Below are 17,165 nucleotides of genomic sequence, written 5' to 3' on the forward strand. Positions count from 1 at the left end.
AGAAGAAATGTTATACTTTTGAGTTGAGAAAAAGGCAGAATAAAAGAGGAGGGGGAAAATATGAAGATTGCAATGATAAACGGGCAGAATCATAAAGGTTCTACCTATCATATAGGAAAAATGCTGGCAGATAAGCTGGGCGGAGAAGTGACAGAGTTTTTTCTGCCAAAAGATTTCGGGCATTTCTGCATTGGATGTAACCAGTGTATTGTGAAGGATGAGAAGCTTTGCCCATATTATAAAGAACTGAAACCGCTGACAGATGCCATTGACAGCGCAGATGTGATCATTCTTACAAGTCCGGTATATGTTTATCACTGTACCGGTTCCATGAAAGCATGGCTGGATCACTATGGCTACCGGTGGATGCTGCACAGGCCAAACCCGGATATGTTTTCCAAACAGGGAGTCTGTATTTCTACTGCAGCAGGTGCCGGAACAAAATGGACCAACAAAGATATGGCGGACAGTATGTTTTTCTGGGGAATGGGAAAGATATACAGGTACGGTACTGCCGTTCATGCCATAAATTATAAATCGATTTCTCCGGAAAAGATGGCGGAGATTGAGAAAGCTACCGATAAGCTGGCAGAAAAAATCCGTAAGAACTATGGCCATGTAAAACCGGGGCTGAAGACCAAAACATATTTCGAGGTGATGCGTAAGCTTGTAAAAAGTGGCTGGAATGAAGTGGATGTGGCTTACTGGAAGGAACATGGGTGGACAGAAAAGGACAGACCCTGGAAGTAAAACCGTCATTTTGGCAGGGTTGTGACATCTATGAAGAAAATTACGTTAAACCCCTGTAAAATCAGCAAAAATTCTTTATAAAACACCTTGACAAGCCCTGTATTTACGGTCTATAATGAGCAAGCGTGCGAATGAAACGTTATATTTTCGCATGCCGTAATTTGTAAATAGCAACCGCAAGGCCCCATGGGAAAGCTCATGGAGAAATAAATCGGGAGGTGAAATGGAATGCCAACATTCAACCAGTTAGTAAGAAAGGGCCGTCAGACAGCTGTTAAGAAATCTACAGCACCGGCTCTGCAGAAAACATACAACTCTTTAAGAAAGAAAGCAGTTGATCAGGCTGCTCCACAGAAACGTGGTGTTTGTACTGCTGTTAAAACAGCTACTCCTAAAAAGCCTAACTCAGCTCTTAGAAAGATCGCCAGAGTTCGTCTTTCCAACGGTATCGAGGTAACAAGTTATATTCCAGGAGAGGGTCACAACCTTCAGGAGCATAGCGTTGTTCTTATCCGTGGAGGAAGAGTTAAGGACTTACCTGGTACAAGATACCACATCATCAGAGGTACTCTTGATACCGCAGGTGTCGCTAACAGAAAACAGGCTCGTTCCAAATACGGAGCTAAGAGACCTAAAGTTAAAAAATAATTTAAGTAGATCAGAAATCTACGCCGCTTCCTGATTGCAGATAATCAGGAGGATTACAAAGATATTATTCATCTAATGTATTACAGCGGAAGACTATAAGGATTTGTACGGTATTCCATATACCCTGTCGGTTGCGGGTTAAATATAGGACCTTACCAGTGCGAACATGCAATAGTTTTACTGCGTGAGTACCGATGATATAATCAATATGATTAAGGAGGGAAGTAACGTGCCACGTAAAGGACATACTCAGAAAAGAGACGTTCTGGCTGACCCGATGTACAATAACAAAGTGGTTACCAAACTTATCAATAACATCATGTTAGACGGTAAGAAAGGTGTTGCTCAGAAAATTGTATACGGCGCATTTGCCAGAGTAGAGGAAAAAGCTGGTAAACCAGCAATTGAAGTATTTGAAGAGGCTATGAACAACATCATGCCAGTTCTCGAGGTAAAAGCAAGACGTATCGGTGGTGCTACTTATCAGGTTCCGATCGAGGTAAGAGCAGACAGACGTCAGGCACTTGCTCTTCGTTGGCTTACAATGTTCTCACGTAAGAGAGGCGAGAAGACAATGGAAGAAAGACTGGCTAATGAGCTTCTGGACGCAATGAACAACACAGGTGCATCCGTTAAGAGAAAAGAAGACATGCACAAGATGGCTGAGGCAAATAAAGCATTTGCTCACTATCGCTTCTAATTCGAGGAGGAAAATTCATTGGCTGGAAAAGAAGGAAGAGAATATCCATTAGAGAGAACCAGAAATATCGGTATCATGGCGCATATCGATGCTGGTAAAACAACTCTTACAGAGCGTATTCTTTATTATACAGGAGTTAACTACAAGATCGGTGATACTCATGAAGGTACAGCGACAATGGACTGGATGGAGCAGGAGCAGGAGCGTGGTATCACAATCACATCCGCTGCTACAACATGTCACTGGACTCTTGAGGAGAACTGCAAGCCAAAGCCAGGTGCTCTTGAGCATCGTATCAACATCATTGATACACCAGGACACGTAGACTTCACTGTTGAGGTTGAGCGTTCTCTTCGTGTACTTGATGGTGCTGTTGGCGTTTTCTGTGCTAAGGGTGGTGTTGAGCCGCAGTCAGAGAACGTATGGCGTCAGGCTGATACCTACAATGTACCTCGTATGGCATTCATCAACAAGATGGATATCCTTGGTGCAAACTTCTACGGTGCAGTAGAGCAGATCAAGACTCGTCTTGGTAAAAACGCTATCTGCCTTCAGCTTCCAATCGGAAAAGAGGATGACTTCAAAGGAATCATCGATCTTTTCGAGATGAAAGCATACATCTACAATGATGAGAAGGGTGATGACATCTCCATTACTGATATCCCGGAGGATATGCAGGAAGATGCAGAGCTTTATCATACAGAGCTGATCGAGAAGATCTGCGAGCTGGATGATGACCTCATGATGGAGTATCTTGAGGGAGATGAGCCTTCTGTAGACAGACTGAAAGCTGTCCTCAGAAAAGCTACCTGTGAGTGTACAGCAGTACCGGTTTGCTGCGGTTCCGCTTACAGAAACAAAGGTGTTCAGAAACTTCTGGATGCAATCCTTGAGTACATGCCGGCTCCTACAGATATCCCGGCTATCAAGGGTGTTGACCTTGACGGCAACGAAGTTGAGAGACATTCATCTGATGATGAGCCGTTCTCCGCTCTTGCATTCAAGATTATGACTGACCCATTCGTAGGAAAACTTGCTTATTTCCGTGTTTATTCAGGAACAATGAACTCCGGTTCTTATGTACTGAATGCCACAAAAGATAAAAAAGAGCGTGTTGGACGTATCCTTCAGATGCACGCTAACAAACGTATGGAGCTGGATAAGGTTTACTCTGGTGATATCGCTGCAGCAATCGGATTCAAATTCACTACAACAGGTGATACAATCTGTGACGAGCAGCATCCGGTAATCCTTGAGTCCATGGAGTTCCCAGAGCCAGTTATCGAGCTCGCTATCGAGCCTAAGACAAAAGCTGGACAGGGCAAACTTGGTGAGGCACTTGCTAAGCTTGCTGAGGAGGACCCGACATTCCGTGCTCATACAGATCAGGAAACAGGACAGACCATCATCGCTGGTATGGGTGAGCTTCACCTTGATATCATCGTTGACCGTCTTCTTCGTGAGTTCAAGGTTGAGGCTAACGTTGGTGCACCTCAGGTTGCTTATAAAGAGACAATCACCAAACCTGTTGATGTAGACAGCAAGTATGCTAAACAGTCTGGTGGTCGTGGACAGTATGGTCACTGTAAAGTTAAATTCGAGCCTATGGATGCCAACGGAGAAGAACTGTACAAGTTCGAGTCCACAGTTGTTGGTGGTGCTATTCCGAAGGAATACATCCCGGCAGTTGGCGAAGGTATCGAGGAAGCTATGAAAGCTGGTATCCTCGGAGGATTCCCGGTAGTTGGTGTACATGCGAATGTATACGATGGTTCTTACCATGAAGTCGATTCTTCTGAGATGGCATTCCACATTGCAGGTTCTCTTGCATTCAAGGATGCTATGCAGAAAGCAGCTCCGGTTCTTCTTGAGCCAATCATGAAGGTCGAAGTTACTACACCAGAGGATTACATGGGTGACGTTATCGGTGATATCAACTCCCGTCGTGGACGTATCGAGGGTATGGAAGATATCGGTGGCGGTAAGATGATCCGTGGATATGTTCCGCTTTCCGAGATGTTCGGATATGCTACAGACCTTCGTTCCAGAACACAGGGACGTGGTAACTACTCTATGTTCTTTGAGAAATATGAGCAGGTTCCGAAGTCTGTACAGGAGAAGATTCTTTCTAAGAAAGACTGATCCACTATAAATAAATAAAATGCTTGCAAATAACCTTGGTTTGCAATATAATCAAGGTTAGCAAGTTTAAATCTGAAAAAATGCTCTAATTATAGAGTCAAGTTTTTTAAGGAGGACATTTTAAAATGGCAAAGGCTAAGTTTGAGAGAACAAAACCGCATTGTAACATTGGTACCATCGGACACGTTGACCATGGTAAAACAACTTTAACAGCAGCTATCACAAAAGTTCTGTCTGAGAGAGTAGCAGGAAACACAGCTACAGATTTCGCTAACATCGATAAAGCTCCAGAGGAAAGAGAGCGTGGTATCACAATTTCTACAGCACACGTTGAGTATGAGACAGAGCATAGACACTATGCACACGTTGACTGCCCAGGACATGCTGACTACGTTAAGAACATGATCACAGGTGCAGCTCAGATGGATGGTGCTATCCTTGTTGTTGCTGCTACAGATGGTGTTATGGCTCAGACTAAAGAGCATATCCTTCTTTCCCGTCAGGTAGGTGTTCCTTACATCGTTGTATTCATGAACAAATGTGATATGGTAGACGATGAGGAGCTTCTTGAGCTCGTAGAGATGGAGATCCGTGAGCTTCTTTCCGAGTATGACTTCCCAGGAGATGACATTCCGGTTATCCAGGGTTCTGCTCTTAAAGCACTTGAGGATCCGAGCAGCGAGTGGGGCGACAAGATCATGGAGCTTATGGATGCTGTTGACAGCTACATTCCAGACCCACAGCGTGACACAGATAAACCGTTCGTAATGCCTGTAGAGGACGTATTCTCCATCACAGGACGTGGTACAGTTGCAACTGGTAGAGTTGAGGCTGGTGTTCTTCACGTATCTGATGAGGTTGAGATCGTTGGTATCAAAGAGGAGACTCGTAAAGTTGTTGTAACTGGTATCGAGATGTTCCGTAAACTTCTTGATGAGGCTCAGGCTGGTGATAACATCGGAGCACTTCTTCGTGGTGTTCAGAGAAACGAGATCGAGCGTGGACAGGTTCTTGCTAAACCAGGAACACTTACATGCCATACAAAATTCACAGCTCAGGTTTACGTTCTGACTAAAGACGAGGGTGGCCGTCATACACCATTCTTCAACAACTATCGTCCGCAGTTCTACTTCAGAACAACAGACGTAACAGGTGTTTGTAACCTTCCAGAGGGAACAGAGATGTGCATGCCTGGAGATAACATCGAGATGACAATCGAGCTGATTCATCCGATCGCTATGAGCCAGGGTCTTACATTCGCTATCCGCGAGGGTGGACGTACTGTAGGATCAGGACGTGTTGCTACAGTTATCGAGTAATTATAGCATAACATCTTAAATTATATATATTGAGTACCGCAAGGTACATGTGTCCAAGCGTAAGATGCCCCGGAACCGTAAGGTTTCCGGGGTTTTTCTGTTGCTTAAAGTATGATAAAATATGGAAAAAACGAATGGAGAAGGAAAGTAAACAAAGAAAAAAGTATATTTTATCACAAACTATGGAATTTGATGATTCCCATTGTTCTGCAGAATCTGATGCTGGCGCTGGTGGCGGTGGCGGACGCGTTTATGCTTGGGGGAATGGATCAGAATTATATGTCGGCGGTTTCTCTGGCAACGCAGATCCAGTTTATCCAGAATATGTTTCTGGCGGCAGCGACGGCGAGCCTTGGAATTCTTGGAGCGCAGTACTTGGGAAAAGGTGATATTAAGACGCTGGATGAGATTTTTTGTATGGCGGTTCGTCTTTGTGGGCTGGTGTCCGTGGTATTTTTTGCAGCGTGCGTGTTTGGTGGAAAATATCTGATGCTGATTTTTATAAACGAAGATGTGCTGATCGATTACGGTGTGAGATATCTTCGAATTGCAGGATTTTCTTATCTGCTGACAGGAATTTCCCAGTGTTATCTTGTAATTATGAAAACCAGTGAGCATGCAAAAACAACTGCGGCGATCAGTTCAGCAACGGCTTGTGTCTGGCAATTCCCCTTGCCGCAGTGGGAACCTATTATTTCCACTGGCCTGTAGTGGTGATCTATGCATGTACCTGCATTGATGAAGTAGGAAAACTTCCATGGGTGCTGCATCATTTCCGTAAGTATAAATGGGTGAAAGATTTAACACGATAGTACGTTATATGCAAATATAAAAAAACGCCCCGGAGCAATCATGCTCCGGGGCATTTTCATGTAGTGGATTTTTATTTCGCTTCAGCCTCAGCGTCTTCAGCCTCTTCGTCTTCCTCCGGAGCGGCTGCGTACTCACCGATGTGAACAACAACGGCATCCTCAGGTGTGATGAAGTGTACCTGTTTGCCTTCCGGAATCGGGAGGTCTTTTACATGGATGTCACGGACATCTGCAGGGTAGCCGTCGAAGTCGATGACGATGGTATCCAGCAGGTTGGCTGGATCTGCTTTATAGTGGATTTCCTCCATCTCCTGTTCAACAATACCCTGAACCAGTTCTGTATGCTCCAGTTTGACAGCTACGGTTGTGGATACTTTTTCACCGGCAACCAGTGCCTGGAAGTCCAGAGCCATCAGCTGTTTCTCAATTGGATTATAATCGATATTCTTTACCAGGGCATCTACTTTTTCGCCTTCGATGTCCAGATAAATCTGAGTTCCTTCTTTATTTGCTTTAATAAATTTTGCGGCCTCGGCACCATTGAACTGAAGTGCTACTGGCTCTTTCATTTCTTTTCCACTAAGAATTCCTGTGACGTAACCCTCACGTCTTAATTTTTTAGCCTTTACATTCGGGTTTCTTTTCTCTGCTTTCAATGTGATCATGTCAAATTCCTCCTCCTGATGCATGGATTCCGGTAATGTTGCTGTTCGCGCTGTTCGCAGTAACACGAATTCTGCATTTCTTTTCTGACTGGGATTATTATAGCACTTCTCGGGCGAAGTGGCTAACAAAAAGTTAGAAAATTTAAGAGAAATATTTTGTATTGTTTGACGTATATACGAAACTTCAAGAGTAAAATTAGACAAAAACATAGCTGAGATTTGAGATTTTACAGAAAAAATTAAAACAACATGAAAAATTGCACAAATTAAGCGGCAATGAAAGCTCCAAAGTTGCCATTTATTTTGGGCAGAGATGAGTAGTGAATGCAAAATCTGAGTTGTTTGCCTGGTTCAGGAATGGAAAGATAAGGCGGAAATTTTACTCAGGAGAAAGAATTTAACGGAATTGCATATAATTTCCGAAATAATTTAACACATACTTCACAATCACTTAGCGTAACTACGATATCTGAATATCCGGAAAACTTCTATACTAAGAACCATGCGAGCGAGGAGAGAAAGGAGATAAGTGATGTCAGAAATTGCACTTAGAAATGTATGTAAGCAATTTGATTCGGAACATTACGGTGTAAAGGATTTTAATCTTGATATACATGATAAAGAATTTGTAATCTTCGTAGGTCCGTCCGGATGCGGAAAATCCACAACCCTGCGTATCATTGCAGGCCTGGAGGAAATCACAGACGGTGAGCTGTGGATCGACGGAGAACTTTCCAATTATCTGGAACCAAAGGAGAGAGGAATGTCCATGGTATTCCAGAATTATGCTTTATATCCAAACATGACAGTTTACGGAAATATGGCCTATGCCCTGAAGATCCGCAAAATGCCAAAAGACGAGATTGATAAAAAAGTCCACGAGGTGGCAAAGATCCTGGAGATCGAGCAGCTTCTTGACCGGAAACCGGCAGCTCTTTCCGGTGGACAGAAACAGCGAGTTGCCATCGGAAGTGCTATTATCCGGAAGCCGAAAGCCTTCCTGATGGATGAGCCGCTTTCCAACCTGGATGCAAAACTTCGTGCACAGATGCGTGTGGAGCTTGTGAAATTACATAAACAGCTGGATACCACCATTATTTACGTAACACACGACCAGACAGAAGCCATGACTCTTGGGACTAAGATCGTGGTCATGAAAGACGGCCTGATCCAGCAGGTAGGAGCGCCGCAGAGCATTTACGACAATCCGGTAAACCTCTTTGTGGCAGGTTTTCTTGGTTCCCCATCCATGAACTTTTTCCAGTGTACCGTAAAAGCAGAAGAAAACAACCGCACAGCCCTTCTTCTGGATGACGCAAAAACTGTAAAAAAAGTTTATCTGGATGGTACCAGGGGAAAACAGATCGCAGACAAATACAACGGCAGACACGTGGTTCTGGGAATCCGTCCGGAAGATATCTACGAACTTGATGAAGCGAAAAAACTTGGGATCGAAAAGGACAGCGTGGATGTAGATGAGCCGGTAGTAAACCGGGAAATGCTGGGAGCGGAAGTAATTCTTTATTTTGATGAGCAGGGCAAAACCCTGGCAGTCCGTCTGAATCCGGAGAACCAGACTCAGGTGGGCGAAAACGTTTCCTTATATTTTGACATGGATAAAGCCCATGTATTTGATCCGGAAACCGAAGAAAATCTTTTTTACAGGGAGGAGAAATAATCATGGGAAATAACAGCAAAAGTAAGATCACACCGTACTTATATCTGGTACCCTGTATGCTGATTTTTGGAGTTTTCCTGTTTTATCCGTTTGTAAAAACAATCTATTTAAGTTTGTACAAAACAAACAAAATGGGCCAGGCAAAACTGTACGTTGGCCTGGACAACTATAAAGAACTGATTCAGTCCGCATCCTTTATCAACAGCCTGAAAGTAACCCTGATCTTCGTTCTGATCGTGGTGGTCGGTGGCATGCTTCTTGGCCTGATTGCCGCAGTGCTCTGTAACAAAGCATTTCCGGGAATCCGGGTGTTCAGTACTTCCTATGCGTTGCCAATGGCTATCGCATCCAGCTCCGCGGCAATGATCTTCCAGATCATGCTTCATCCGGCAGTTGGTATTGTAAATAAGCTTCTTGGTCTGGACATCAACTGGCTGAACGATCCGAACACCGCACTGATCTGTGTGGCAGTTCTCACAGCATGGCTGAACAGCGGAATCAACTTCCTGTATTTTTCTGCAGGACTTGGAAACATTGACGAGACCATTTATGAGAGAGCTTCTGTAGACGGAGCCAGCAGTGTGCAGCAGTTTTTCAGCCTGACACTTCCGGGACTTTCCCCGATCATGTTTTACACACTGGTAGTAAATATCATTCAGGCCTTTCAGTCTTTCGGCCAGATCAAGATCCTGACAGAAGGCGGACCAAATGAGTCTACCAACGTAATCGTCTATTCCATTTACAGGGACGCATTTTTCAACTACCGGTTCGGAAGTGCGGCAGCCCAGTCTGTGATCCTGTTTATAATCATCATGATCATCACACTGATCATGTTCCGTATTGAAAAGAAGGGAGTAAATTACTGATGAGTCAGATGGAAAATGTGGCAGTTCCCGCTGTGGGAAATCTGTCAAAAGAAGAACTTCTGAAGCTGAAAGAAGCCATGAATGCAAAAGCACTCACAAAGAGAAGAGCAAGAACCGCCCTTTGTGTGGCTGCCAATGTGGTGTTTGCGGTTCTGATTCTGCTTCCGCTGCTTTACGCCATCAGTATTGCGCTGATGCCTTCTAATGAACTGTTTACTACAGAGTTAAATCTCTTTCCCAAAAATCCGACCTTTTCCAACTTTATCAATGCATTCCGCACCGTTCCGCTTCTCCGTTTTATTTTGAATTCCTTTATTATGGCGGGATGCATTACCATCGGACAGATCATTACCTGTTCTCTTGCTGCTTTTGCGTTTTCTTTCCTGGAATTCAAAGGAAAAGGTATTCTCTTCATGGTCGTGATGGCAACCATGATGGTTCCAGGAGAGGCAACGATCATTTCCAACTACCTGACCGTATCAAGCTGGGGAATGCTGGATACTTACCAGGTACTGATCGTGCCTTACCTTACATCCGCAATGGGAATTTTCCTGTTTCGTCAGTTTTACATGACTTTCCCGATCTCACTGTATGAATCAGCAAAACTTGACGGCTGCAGCAACCTGAAATTTATCGTAAAGATCCTGCTTCCGCTGACAAAATCCGCCATCGGAGCCATGGCAGTGTACACTTTCATCAATGCATGGAACATGTACATGTGGCCGCTTCTGGTAACCGGTTCCAACAATATGCGAACCGTTCAGATCGGTATCAGTATGCTGGACAGCGTAGATTCCCAGTCCATCACTCTGATGATTGCAGGTGTAGTCATGATCATCATTCCGTCTATTTCCATCTTTATCATTGGACAGAAACAGCTGATCCGTGGAATGTTCTCAGGAGCAGTCAAAGGCTGATCCCGGAGTTCATCTTATATATTAGAAAGAAAAAAGAGAAAATTTTTCAAGAGGAGAAAAAAGTTATGAAGAAAAAAATCATCGCAGCTTTCCTTACCGCAGCAATGACCATCGGTTCACTCTCCGGAGTAACTGTATTCGCCGCAGATGCCAGCACAGATGAAAACGTGGAGATGGCAGACGCTTCCGACGTAGACGGAACAACCATTACTTTCTGGCATTCCATGGGTGGTGTCAATGGCGAGGCAATTGATACACTGGTAAAAAAATTCAACGATGAGAATGAATATGGAATTACTGTAGACGCTCAGTATCAGGGCGAGTACGATGACTCCCTGAACAAACTGAAAAGTGCACAGATTGGAAACATGGGTGCGGATCTTGTACAGGTATATGAGATTGGAACAAGATTCATGATCGATTCCGGCTGGATTGTTCCCATGCAGCAGATGATCGATGCAGACAATTACGACGTATCTGAGATCGAGCCAAACCTGGCAGCTTACTACACCATCGACAATGAGCTGTACTCCATGCCATTTAACTCATCCACACCGATCATGTATTATAATAAGGATATGTTTGACAAAGCAGGCATCACAGAAGTTCCGGACAGCTTGGAAGGAATCGGTGAGATCGGACAGGATCTTCTGGACAAAGGCGGCGCAGGTGAGGTAATGTCTCTTGGAATCTACGGATGGTTCTTCGAGCAGTTTATTGGAAAACAGGGCCTTGAGTATGCGGACAATGGAAACGGACGTAAAGATGCTGCAACAGCCGTAGCTTTCGATGAGAACGGCGCTGCAAAGAACATCCTTACAGCATGGAAAGACCTTAACGACAAAGGTTTCGCACCAATCGTAGGAAAAGGCGGCGATGCAGGACTTGCAGATTTCTCCGCAGGAAAAGCAGCTATTACACTTGGTTCCACAGCTTCCCTGAAACAGATCCTTCAGGATGTAAACGGAAAATTTGAGGTTGGTACCGCATACTTCCCGAAGATCAAATCCAGCGATGAGGGTGGTGTTTCCATCGGTGGTGCATCTCTCTGGGCACTGAACAACAACGATCCGAAAAAACTCCGTGCAACATGGGAATTCGTAAAATTCCTCATTTCTCCGGAATCCCAGGCTTACTGGAACGCACAGACCGGATACTTCCCTGTAACAGTAAAAGCTCAGGACGAGCAGGTATTTAAGGATAACGTTGCAAAATATCCGCAGTTCCAGACAGCTATCGACCAGCTCCACGATTCTTCTGCAGACTATGTAGGTGCTCTGTTAAGCGTATTCCCGGAGGCAAGAGCTACTGTGGAATCCGAGATCGAGAGCATGCTCAATGGAAAAGAAGATGTGGATACAGCTGTGAAAAACATGGCAGATTCCATCAACAAATCCATCGAAGAGTATAATCTGGTGAACGAATAATCGTAAAAAGCGCGAAAATTGAAAAAGAAAAATAAACAGAAACAGCTAAAAATCCCTGGAAAAATTCCGGGGATTTTTGCCATATTTACAGAGAAAAACGGTGTGACAGGAAAATATCAGAATAAAAATAAGAGGAATCTCTGGACGTAAGAGTATATATTGGCTATAATGATATGGTTAATAACAACTCCTAAGGAAGGGAGAAAAATCTGTGAACAGAAGTAAAAGAGAAGATTATAAAAGATTTGTGGTGTTTTGTCTGGCAAGCCTGATCATTATTGCACAGACGGCGATCTTTGCTTATGTGTGGTACGATTTTTACAGTGGCCTGATCCTGAAACCATTCTGGAGAAAAGGTAACTGGGTGCTGATCCTGATCTATGCACTGATTTATCTGATGTTTGCCAAGCTTTACGGAGGACTGAAGGTAGGCTATCTGAAAAGAATCGATGTGTTTTATTCGCTGACACTGGCCAGCATCTGTACCAATGTTGTAACGTATTTTCAGATCACCCTGATCAACCGCTGGTTCCTTGCAGCCGGTCCGATCATAGAAATGACGTTGGTTCAGATTGTAGTAACCATCCTCTGGATCTGGGGAAGTCGCTTTATTTATTCCAGACTGTACGGAGCCAGAAGGCTTCTGGTGATCTACGGCGACCGTGATCCCGGAGATGTCATCCACAAGATGAACACCCGAAAGGATAAATACGATATCAGCGGCAAGGTACACATCCGCGAAGGAGAAGAGAAGATTCACGCCATGATGGAAGACTATGAAGGCGTGATCATCTGGGATCTTCCGTCCCAGATTCGAAACAAGTATCTGAAATACTGTTTCTCTCATTCCATCCGCTGTTATATGAGTCCGAAGATTTCTGATATCATTCTGCTGGGAACGGACAGGATCCACCTGTTTGATACCCCGCTTCTAATGTGCAGGAACCAGGGACTTTCCATGGAGCAGCGCGCAGCGAAGAGACTTCTGGATATTGTTGTTTCCGGCCTTGGAATTATTGTATCTTCCCCGATCATGCTGATCATTGCCATTTCGGTGAAGGCTTATGATGGCGGCCCGGTGTTTTATCTTCAGGATCGTCTCACTTATAAGGGAAAAGAGTTCCGTATCCGGAAATTCCGGAGCATGTGCGTGGATTCCGAGAAGAACGGAGCACGTCTTGCATCCAAGCATGACTCCCGAATCACACCGGTGGGACATGTTCTCCGTAACCTGCATCTGGATGAGCTTCCGCAGCTGTTTAATGTATTTGCGGGAGATATGTCTCTGGTAGGCCCCCGTCCGGAACGAGACGTGATTATGCAGGAATACGAGCAGGAGATCCCGGAATTCCATTACCGTCTTAAGGTAAAAGCAGGACTGACCGGTTATGCACAGGTCTACGGCAAATATAACACTACACCGTACGACAAGCTGAAACTGGATCTGTTCTATATTGAGAATTATTCATTCCTTCTGGACATCAAGCTTCTGTTTATGACTGTGAAGATCTTTTTCCAGAAAGAAGTATCCGAGGGTGTGGATGACGATCAGAAGAATGCCCTGAAAGATTCACAGGATAAATAGGAAATAATACGAAATCAAAAAGTGCGTGTCAGGCTGGTTCTGGCGCGCATTTTGTAAATAAAGAAAAGGGAGGTTGTTTTTATGGAAAAACCACTGGTTTCCGTGATCATGCCGGTTTATAACGGTGAGAAATATATTGGAAAAGCAATCGAGTCCGTGCTGGCGCAGAAGGTTCCAACAGAACTTCTGGTTATTGATGACTGTTCCACAGACAAAACAGAATTAACCGTGATGAAATACATGGACAGCGGAAATATCCGTTATATCCGAAACAAAGAAAATATGGGAGCTGCCCGTTCCAGAAACTGGGGAGTAAAGGCCTCAAAAGGAAAATACATTGCCTTTCTGGATGCGGATGACTGGTGGGAAGAAGGCAAGCTGGAAGCACAGGTGGAAACAATGGAACTTACCGGCTGTGACATCTGCTCCACAGGAAGAGAGCTGATGCAGCCGGACGGACATACCACAGGGAAATACATTCCGGTAAAAGAACGCATTACCTACCATGATCTTTTGAAACACAACAGTATTAACTGTTCTTCAGTGCTTCTCAGGCGGGAAGATGCCCTTGCGTTTCCTATGGAGCATGATGACAGCCATGAAGACTATATTACCTGGCTGAGAATCCTGAAAAGAGGGGGATTTGCGGCAGGAATCAATAAGCCATATCTGAAATACCGGCTCAGCGAAGGTGGCAAGTCCAGAAACAAACTGAAGTCTGCGGCTATGACATATCAGGTTTACCGGTATGTGGGATACGGTCCTGTAAAAAGCCTGTTTTTCTTTGTTTCCTATGCAGTTCACGGAGTCTGGAAATATCGATGAAAATACTGGAAACAGATAATAATACTGGGAAATATTAAGTTTTTATTTCCAGATTCATAAATATATGTTATAATTTATTCATATTTTAGCCAAATAACCTGTACTGCAGGCTGTTTGGCTATGAGCAAGTAGCAAAGCGGATTGCGAATATCCGTATGAATAAGGTGGAAACAAATGAGACAGAGAACTGAAAGCCAGGGAGTCCCGTATTCCTATCTGGTTGATAACATTAAGGTATTGCTGATTTTTCTTGTTGTATTTAATCATCTGATTGCGTTTCAGCTGGTTAAGGCAGACATAGTAGTGCGTTATGTGTGGTATGCAATTACCATTTTTCATATGCCTGCGTTTGTTTTTATGTCCGGCTATCTTTCCAAGAAACCGCAGGATGTACTGAAAAATGTGAAAAATCTGCTGATTCCTTATATTCTTGGATACAGTCTGACCTGGTATGCAACGATTTGGATCGGTAAACGGATGGATTATGAACTGCTTCGTCCATCTGGTACCGTCATGTGGTATGTGCTGGCACTGTTTATCTACAGACTTACCATAGAAGCACTGGGTAAGGTACGTTTTATTGTGCCGTTAAGTATCGTTTTTGCACTGTGGGCAGGAACAAGACCGGAATTTACAACTTATCTTTCCTCTTCAAGGATTGTTGTATTTTTTCCGTTTTTTGTGGCAGGCTATCTGTGGAAAAGTGATTATACCAAGGTAGTCCGTAAATTTAAGGGAAAATGGGTTCTGATCCCGATTTCGGGACTGCTTTTATATGCAATTCCGAATTTTATGATTGCAAATAAAATTCCGATCGATATTTTCAGAGGAAATCATACGTATCAGTTATCCGGAATGGATGATATCACAGGAATGCTGATCCGTCTTCTGATGTATCTGGTATCGTTTGTGCTGGTACTTACATTCCTGGCGCTGATGCCGGATGTGAAACTTCCGATTACTTTCATCGGAAGAAACACCATGGGAATTTATTTTTTCCATTATCCGATCATGATTGTGCTCAACGGACTTTTACTGCTCAGTATTCCGCAGATGTTGAATGTGTGGGTGCTGTTCGGAGTTTCCTGGATTTTTGTACTGATTCTGGGAAGTACGCCGGTTTCCTTTATTTATAACGGTGTGCTGAATCTTCTCACACTGCTTGTGTTTAAGAGAGAAAAGCAGGTTCAGGATGAAGGACTGGAAGAGGAGTACGATGAAGATGACCGCTATGAGACTATGCTGAAGAGAAAAAAAGCAATCGAAGAACTGGCGGCTACTCTTGAGAAAGAGCATACCGAAAAAGTCAAAGAAAAGGCTTCGGGTAATACGGTTCCAGATAAAAAAGAAGAATTTTTTTCAGAAGAAGATCTGGAAGAGGAAGAAGAACTGCAGGAAGAAGAGATAGAAGAAACACAGGAGTTTGAGGAATTACAGGCATTGGATGAACTCCTGAACGCAATTGAGCCTCAGGAAGAGATGGAAGCGCTGATGGAAAAGGAAGAACAGAAAGAGCAGGACGAATAATGAAAAGAGTCATTACTTACGGTACCTTTGATCTGTTCCACCAGGGACATTACAATATTTTGAAAAGAGCAAGGGAACTGGGGGATTATCTCATTGTAGGAGTTACCAGTGAGAGTTACGATATAGAAAGGGGCAAGCTGAATGTTCAGGACAGCCTTCTGAAACGAATCGAAAATGTAAGGAAGACAGGCTTTGCTGACGAGATTATCGTAGAGGAGTACCAGGGACAGAAGCTCAGCGATATTACCAAATATAACATTGATCTCCTGGTAGTAGGATCTGACTGGAGAGGGAAATTTGATTACCTCAAAAATTACTGTCAGGTTGTCTATCTGGAGCGTACCAAGAATATTTCCAGCACCAAACTCAGAAGTGAGGGGACGATTTTCAGTGTTGGAATTGTGACAGATGATACGGAAGACAACGGAATGGTTATGGAATCCAAGTTTGTAAGCGGGCTCCATGTGGAGAGTGTTTATTCCGAAGATATCTTTGTTGCAAGAGAATTCTGTGACAGATATGAGCTGGATTCTTACGGTACAGATTATGAACGTTTTCTGGGCGGGCTGGATATTATTTATATCAAGTCCGCCCAGAAGAACAGAGCGGACTATATAAGGCGGGCGCTGGAACGGGGGAAATATGTAATCAGTGACACACCAATGACATTGAACCCGGAAGAAATGGAAGAACTGTTTGCGCTGGCCAAGGAACACAGGGTAGTGCTTGTGGAGAAGCTTACCCTTGTTTATTTGCGCGCTTTTACACAGCTTGTATGGCTTACCCACGGTGCACTGGTGGGAGATGTGGTAGCTGTGAAGTGTGCGGTTTCCCAGGATGATTTTGAAGGTGGAAAAAACTTCAATGAGACAGTGAGCCAGGCGCTCTGTGCATGTATCAAACTTCTTGGAAAAGACTACCTGGAAGTCAACACCAATGCGGTAAAAGGCAGTGACGGAGAATTTATCTACGACATGATTACGGTAAAGTATCCCAGGGCACTGGCAACCATAGAGATCGGAACAACGGTAGATGTGGAAAATGAACTTGTGATCATAGGAAGCAAAGGCCGGATTACAGTTCCCAATGACTGGTGGAATACCGGGTATTTTGAGGCGAAGGTAGAAGGACAGGAATTCCTGAAGCGCTACAGCTTTAACTTTGAGGGAAACGGCCTTCGGTATCTGCTTCAGGAACTGATGATTATGATCCGTGACAGACGTACGGAATGTACGAGGTTTTTCTATGAAGAATCCGAAACACTGGCTGAACTTTTGAAAACGATTGATCAAAGAGGTTAACAG

At 44.0% G+C, this 17,165-nt stretch carries 15 protein-coding genes; 14 read left to right on the plus strand and 1 reads right to left on the minus strand.

Annotation, left to right across the window (positions count from 1 at the left end; genetic code table 11):
• The first annotated feature begins 60 nt into the window (after positions 1 to 60).
• From KQI39_RS03450 to KQI39_RS03475, 6 genes are all read left to right on the plus strand, one after another.
• Positions 61 to 750, plus strand: coding sequence for a flavodoxin family protein (locus KQI39_RS03450; RefSeq protein ID WP_215707515.1), 690 nt, complete (start codon positions 61 to 63; stop codon positions 748 to 750).
• A gap of 228 nt (positions 751 to 978) precedes the next feature.
• Positions 979 to 1,398, plus strand: coding sequence for a 30S ribosomal protein S12 (gene rpsL / locus KQI39_RS03455; protein ID WP_015526360.1), 420 nt, complete (start codon positions 979 to 981; stop codon positions 1,396 to 1,398).
• 229 nt (positions 1,399 to 1,627) lie between these two features.
• The gene (gene rpsG / locus KQI39_RS03460) at positions 1,628 to 2,098 is read left to right on the plus strand and encodes a 30S ribosomal protein S7 (protein WP_207660371.1); all 471 of its coding nucleotides are present in this window, start codon (positions 1,628 to 1,630) and stop codon (positions 2,096 to 2,098) included.
• 18 nt (positions 2,099 to 2,116) lie between these two features.
• Positions 2,117 to 4,240 (plus strand): elongation factor G, encoded by a 2,124-nt coding sequence (gene fusA, locus KQI39_RS03465; RefSeq protein WP_256442543.1) that lies wholly within the window; start codon positions 2,117 to 2,119, stop codon positions 4,238 to 4,240.
• Positions 4,241 to 4,365: 125 nt separating this feature from the next.
• Positions 4,366 to 5,559, plus strand: a complete 1,194-nt coding sequence (gene tuf, locus KQI39_RS03470; protein WP_216416540.1) for an elongation factor Tu — start codon at positions 4,366 to 4,368, stop codon at positions 5,557 to 5,559.
• Between the two features lie 192 nt (positions 5,560 to 5,751).
• Positions 5,752 to 6,270 carry an MATE family efflux transporter gene (locus tag KQI39_RS03475; protein ID WP_253293053.1) on the plus strand — a complete coding sequence of 173 codons (519 nt, stop codon included), beginning with the start codon at positions 5,752 to 5,754 and terminating at the stop codon, positions 6,268 to 6,270.
• Between the two features lie 172 nt (positions 6,271 to 6,442).
• Here KQI39_RS03475 and KQI39_RS03480 read toward each other — a convergent pair whose 3' ends face one another.
• Positions 6,443 to 7,036, minus strand: a complete 594-nt coding sequence (locus tag KQI39_RS03480; RefSeq protein ID WP_216416543.1) for a 50S ribosomal protein L25 — start codon at positions 7,034 to 7,036, stop codon at positions 6,443 to 6,445.
• A gap of 532 nt (positions 7,037 to 7,568) precedes the next feature.
• Between KQI39_RS03480 and KQI39_RS03485 the strand changes: the two genes are divergently transcribed.
• The 8 genes from KQI39_RS03485 to KQI39_RS03520 all read left to right on the plus strand — a co-directional run bounded on the left by KQI39_RS03485 (position 7,569) and on the right by KQI39_RS03520 (position 17,162).
• On the plus strand, positions 7,569 to 8,714 hold the full coding sequence (locus tag KQI39_RS03485; RefSeq protein WP_148445461.1) for an ABC transporter ATP-binding protein: 1,146 nt from the start codon (positions 7,569 to 7,571) through the stop codon (positions 8,712 to 8,714).
• A gap of 2 nt (positions 8,715 to 8,716) precedes the next feature.
• Positions 8,717 to 9,580, plus strand: a complete 864-nt coding sequence (locus KQI39_RS03490) for a carbohydrate ABC transporter permease (protein ID WP_174095968.1) — start codon at positions 8,717 to 8,719, stop codon at positions 9,578 to 9,580.
• Positions 9,580 to 10,497, plus strand: coding sequence for a carbohydrate ABC transporter permease (locus KQI39_RS03495; RefSeq protein WP_173762055.1), 918 nt, complete (start codon positions 9,580 to 9,582; stop codon positions 10,495 to 10,497). Before KQI39_RS03490 ends, KQI39_RS03495 begins: the two co-directional genes overlap by 1 nt.
• Positions 10,498 to 10,562: 65 nt before the next feature.
• Positions 10,563 to 11,924, plus strand: a complete 1,362-nt coding sequence (locus KQI39_RS03500) for an ABC transporter substrate-binding protein (RefSeq protein ID WP_148445455.1) — start codon at positions 10,563 to 10,565, stop codon at positions 11,922 to 11,924.
• Between the two features lie 211 nt (positions 11,925 to 12,135).
• Positions 12,136 to 13,509, plus strand: coding sequence for a sugar transferase (locus KQI39_RS03505; protein ID WP_216416546.1), 1,374 nt, complete (start codon positions 12,136 to 12,138; stop codon positions 13,507 to 13,509).
• A gap of 81 nt (positions 13,510 to 13,590) precedes the next feature.
• Positions 13,591 to 14,334, plus strand: a complete 744-nt coding sequence (locus tag KQI39_RS03510; RefSeq protein WP_216416560.1) for a glycosyltransferase family 2 protein — start codon at positions 13,591 to 13,593, stop codon at positions 14,332 to 14,334.
• Positions 14,335 to 14,508: 174 nt separating this feature from the next.
• On the plus strand, positions 14,509 to 15,861 hold the full coding sequence (locus KQI39_RS03515) for an acyltransferase family protein (protein WP_216416563.1): 1,353 nt from the start codon (positions 14,509 to 14,511) through the stop codon (positions 15,859 to 15,861).
• Positions 15,861 to 17,162, plus strand: coding sequence for an adenylyltransferase/cytidyltransferase family protein (locus KQI39_RS03520; protein WP_173762059.1), 1,302 nt, complete (start codon positions 15,861 to 15,863; stop codon positions 17,160 to 17,162). Before KQI39_RS03515 ends, KQI39_RS03520 begins: the two co-directional genes overlap by 1 nt.
• The last annotated feature ends 3 nt before the right edge of the window (positions 17,163 to 17,165 follow it).

Origin of the sequence: Blautia sp. MSJ-36, assembly GCF_018917985.1 — a bacterium.
Lineage (GTDB): Bacteria > Bacillota > Clostridia > Lachnospirales > Lachnospiraceae > Blautia_A.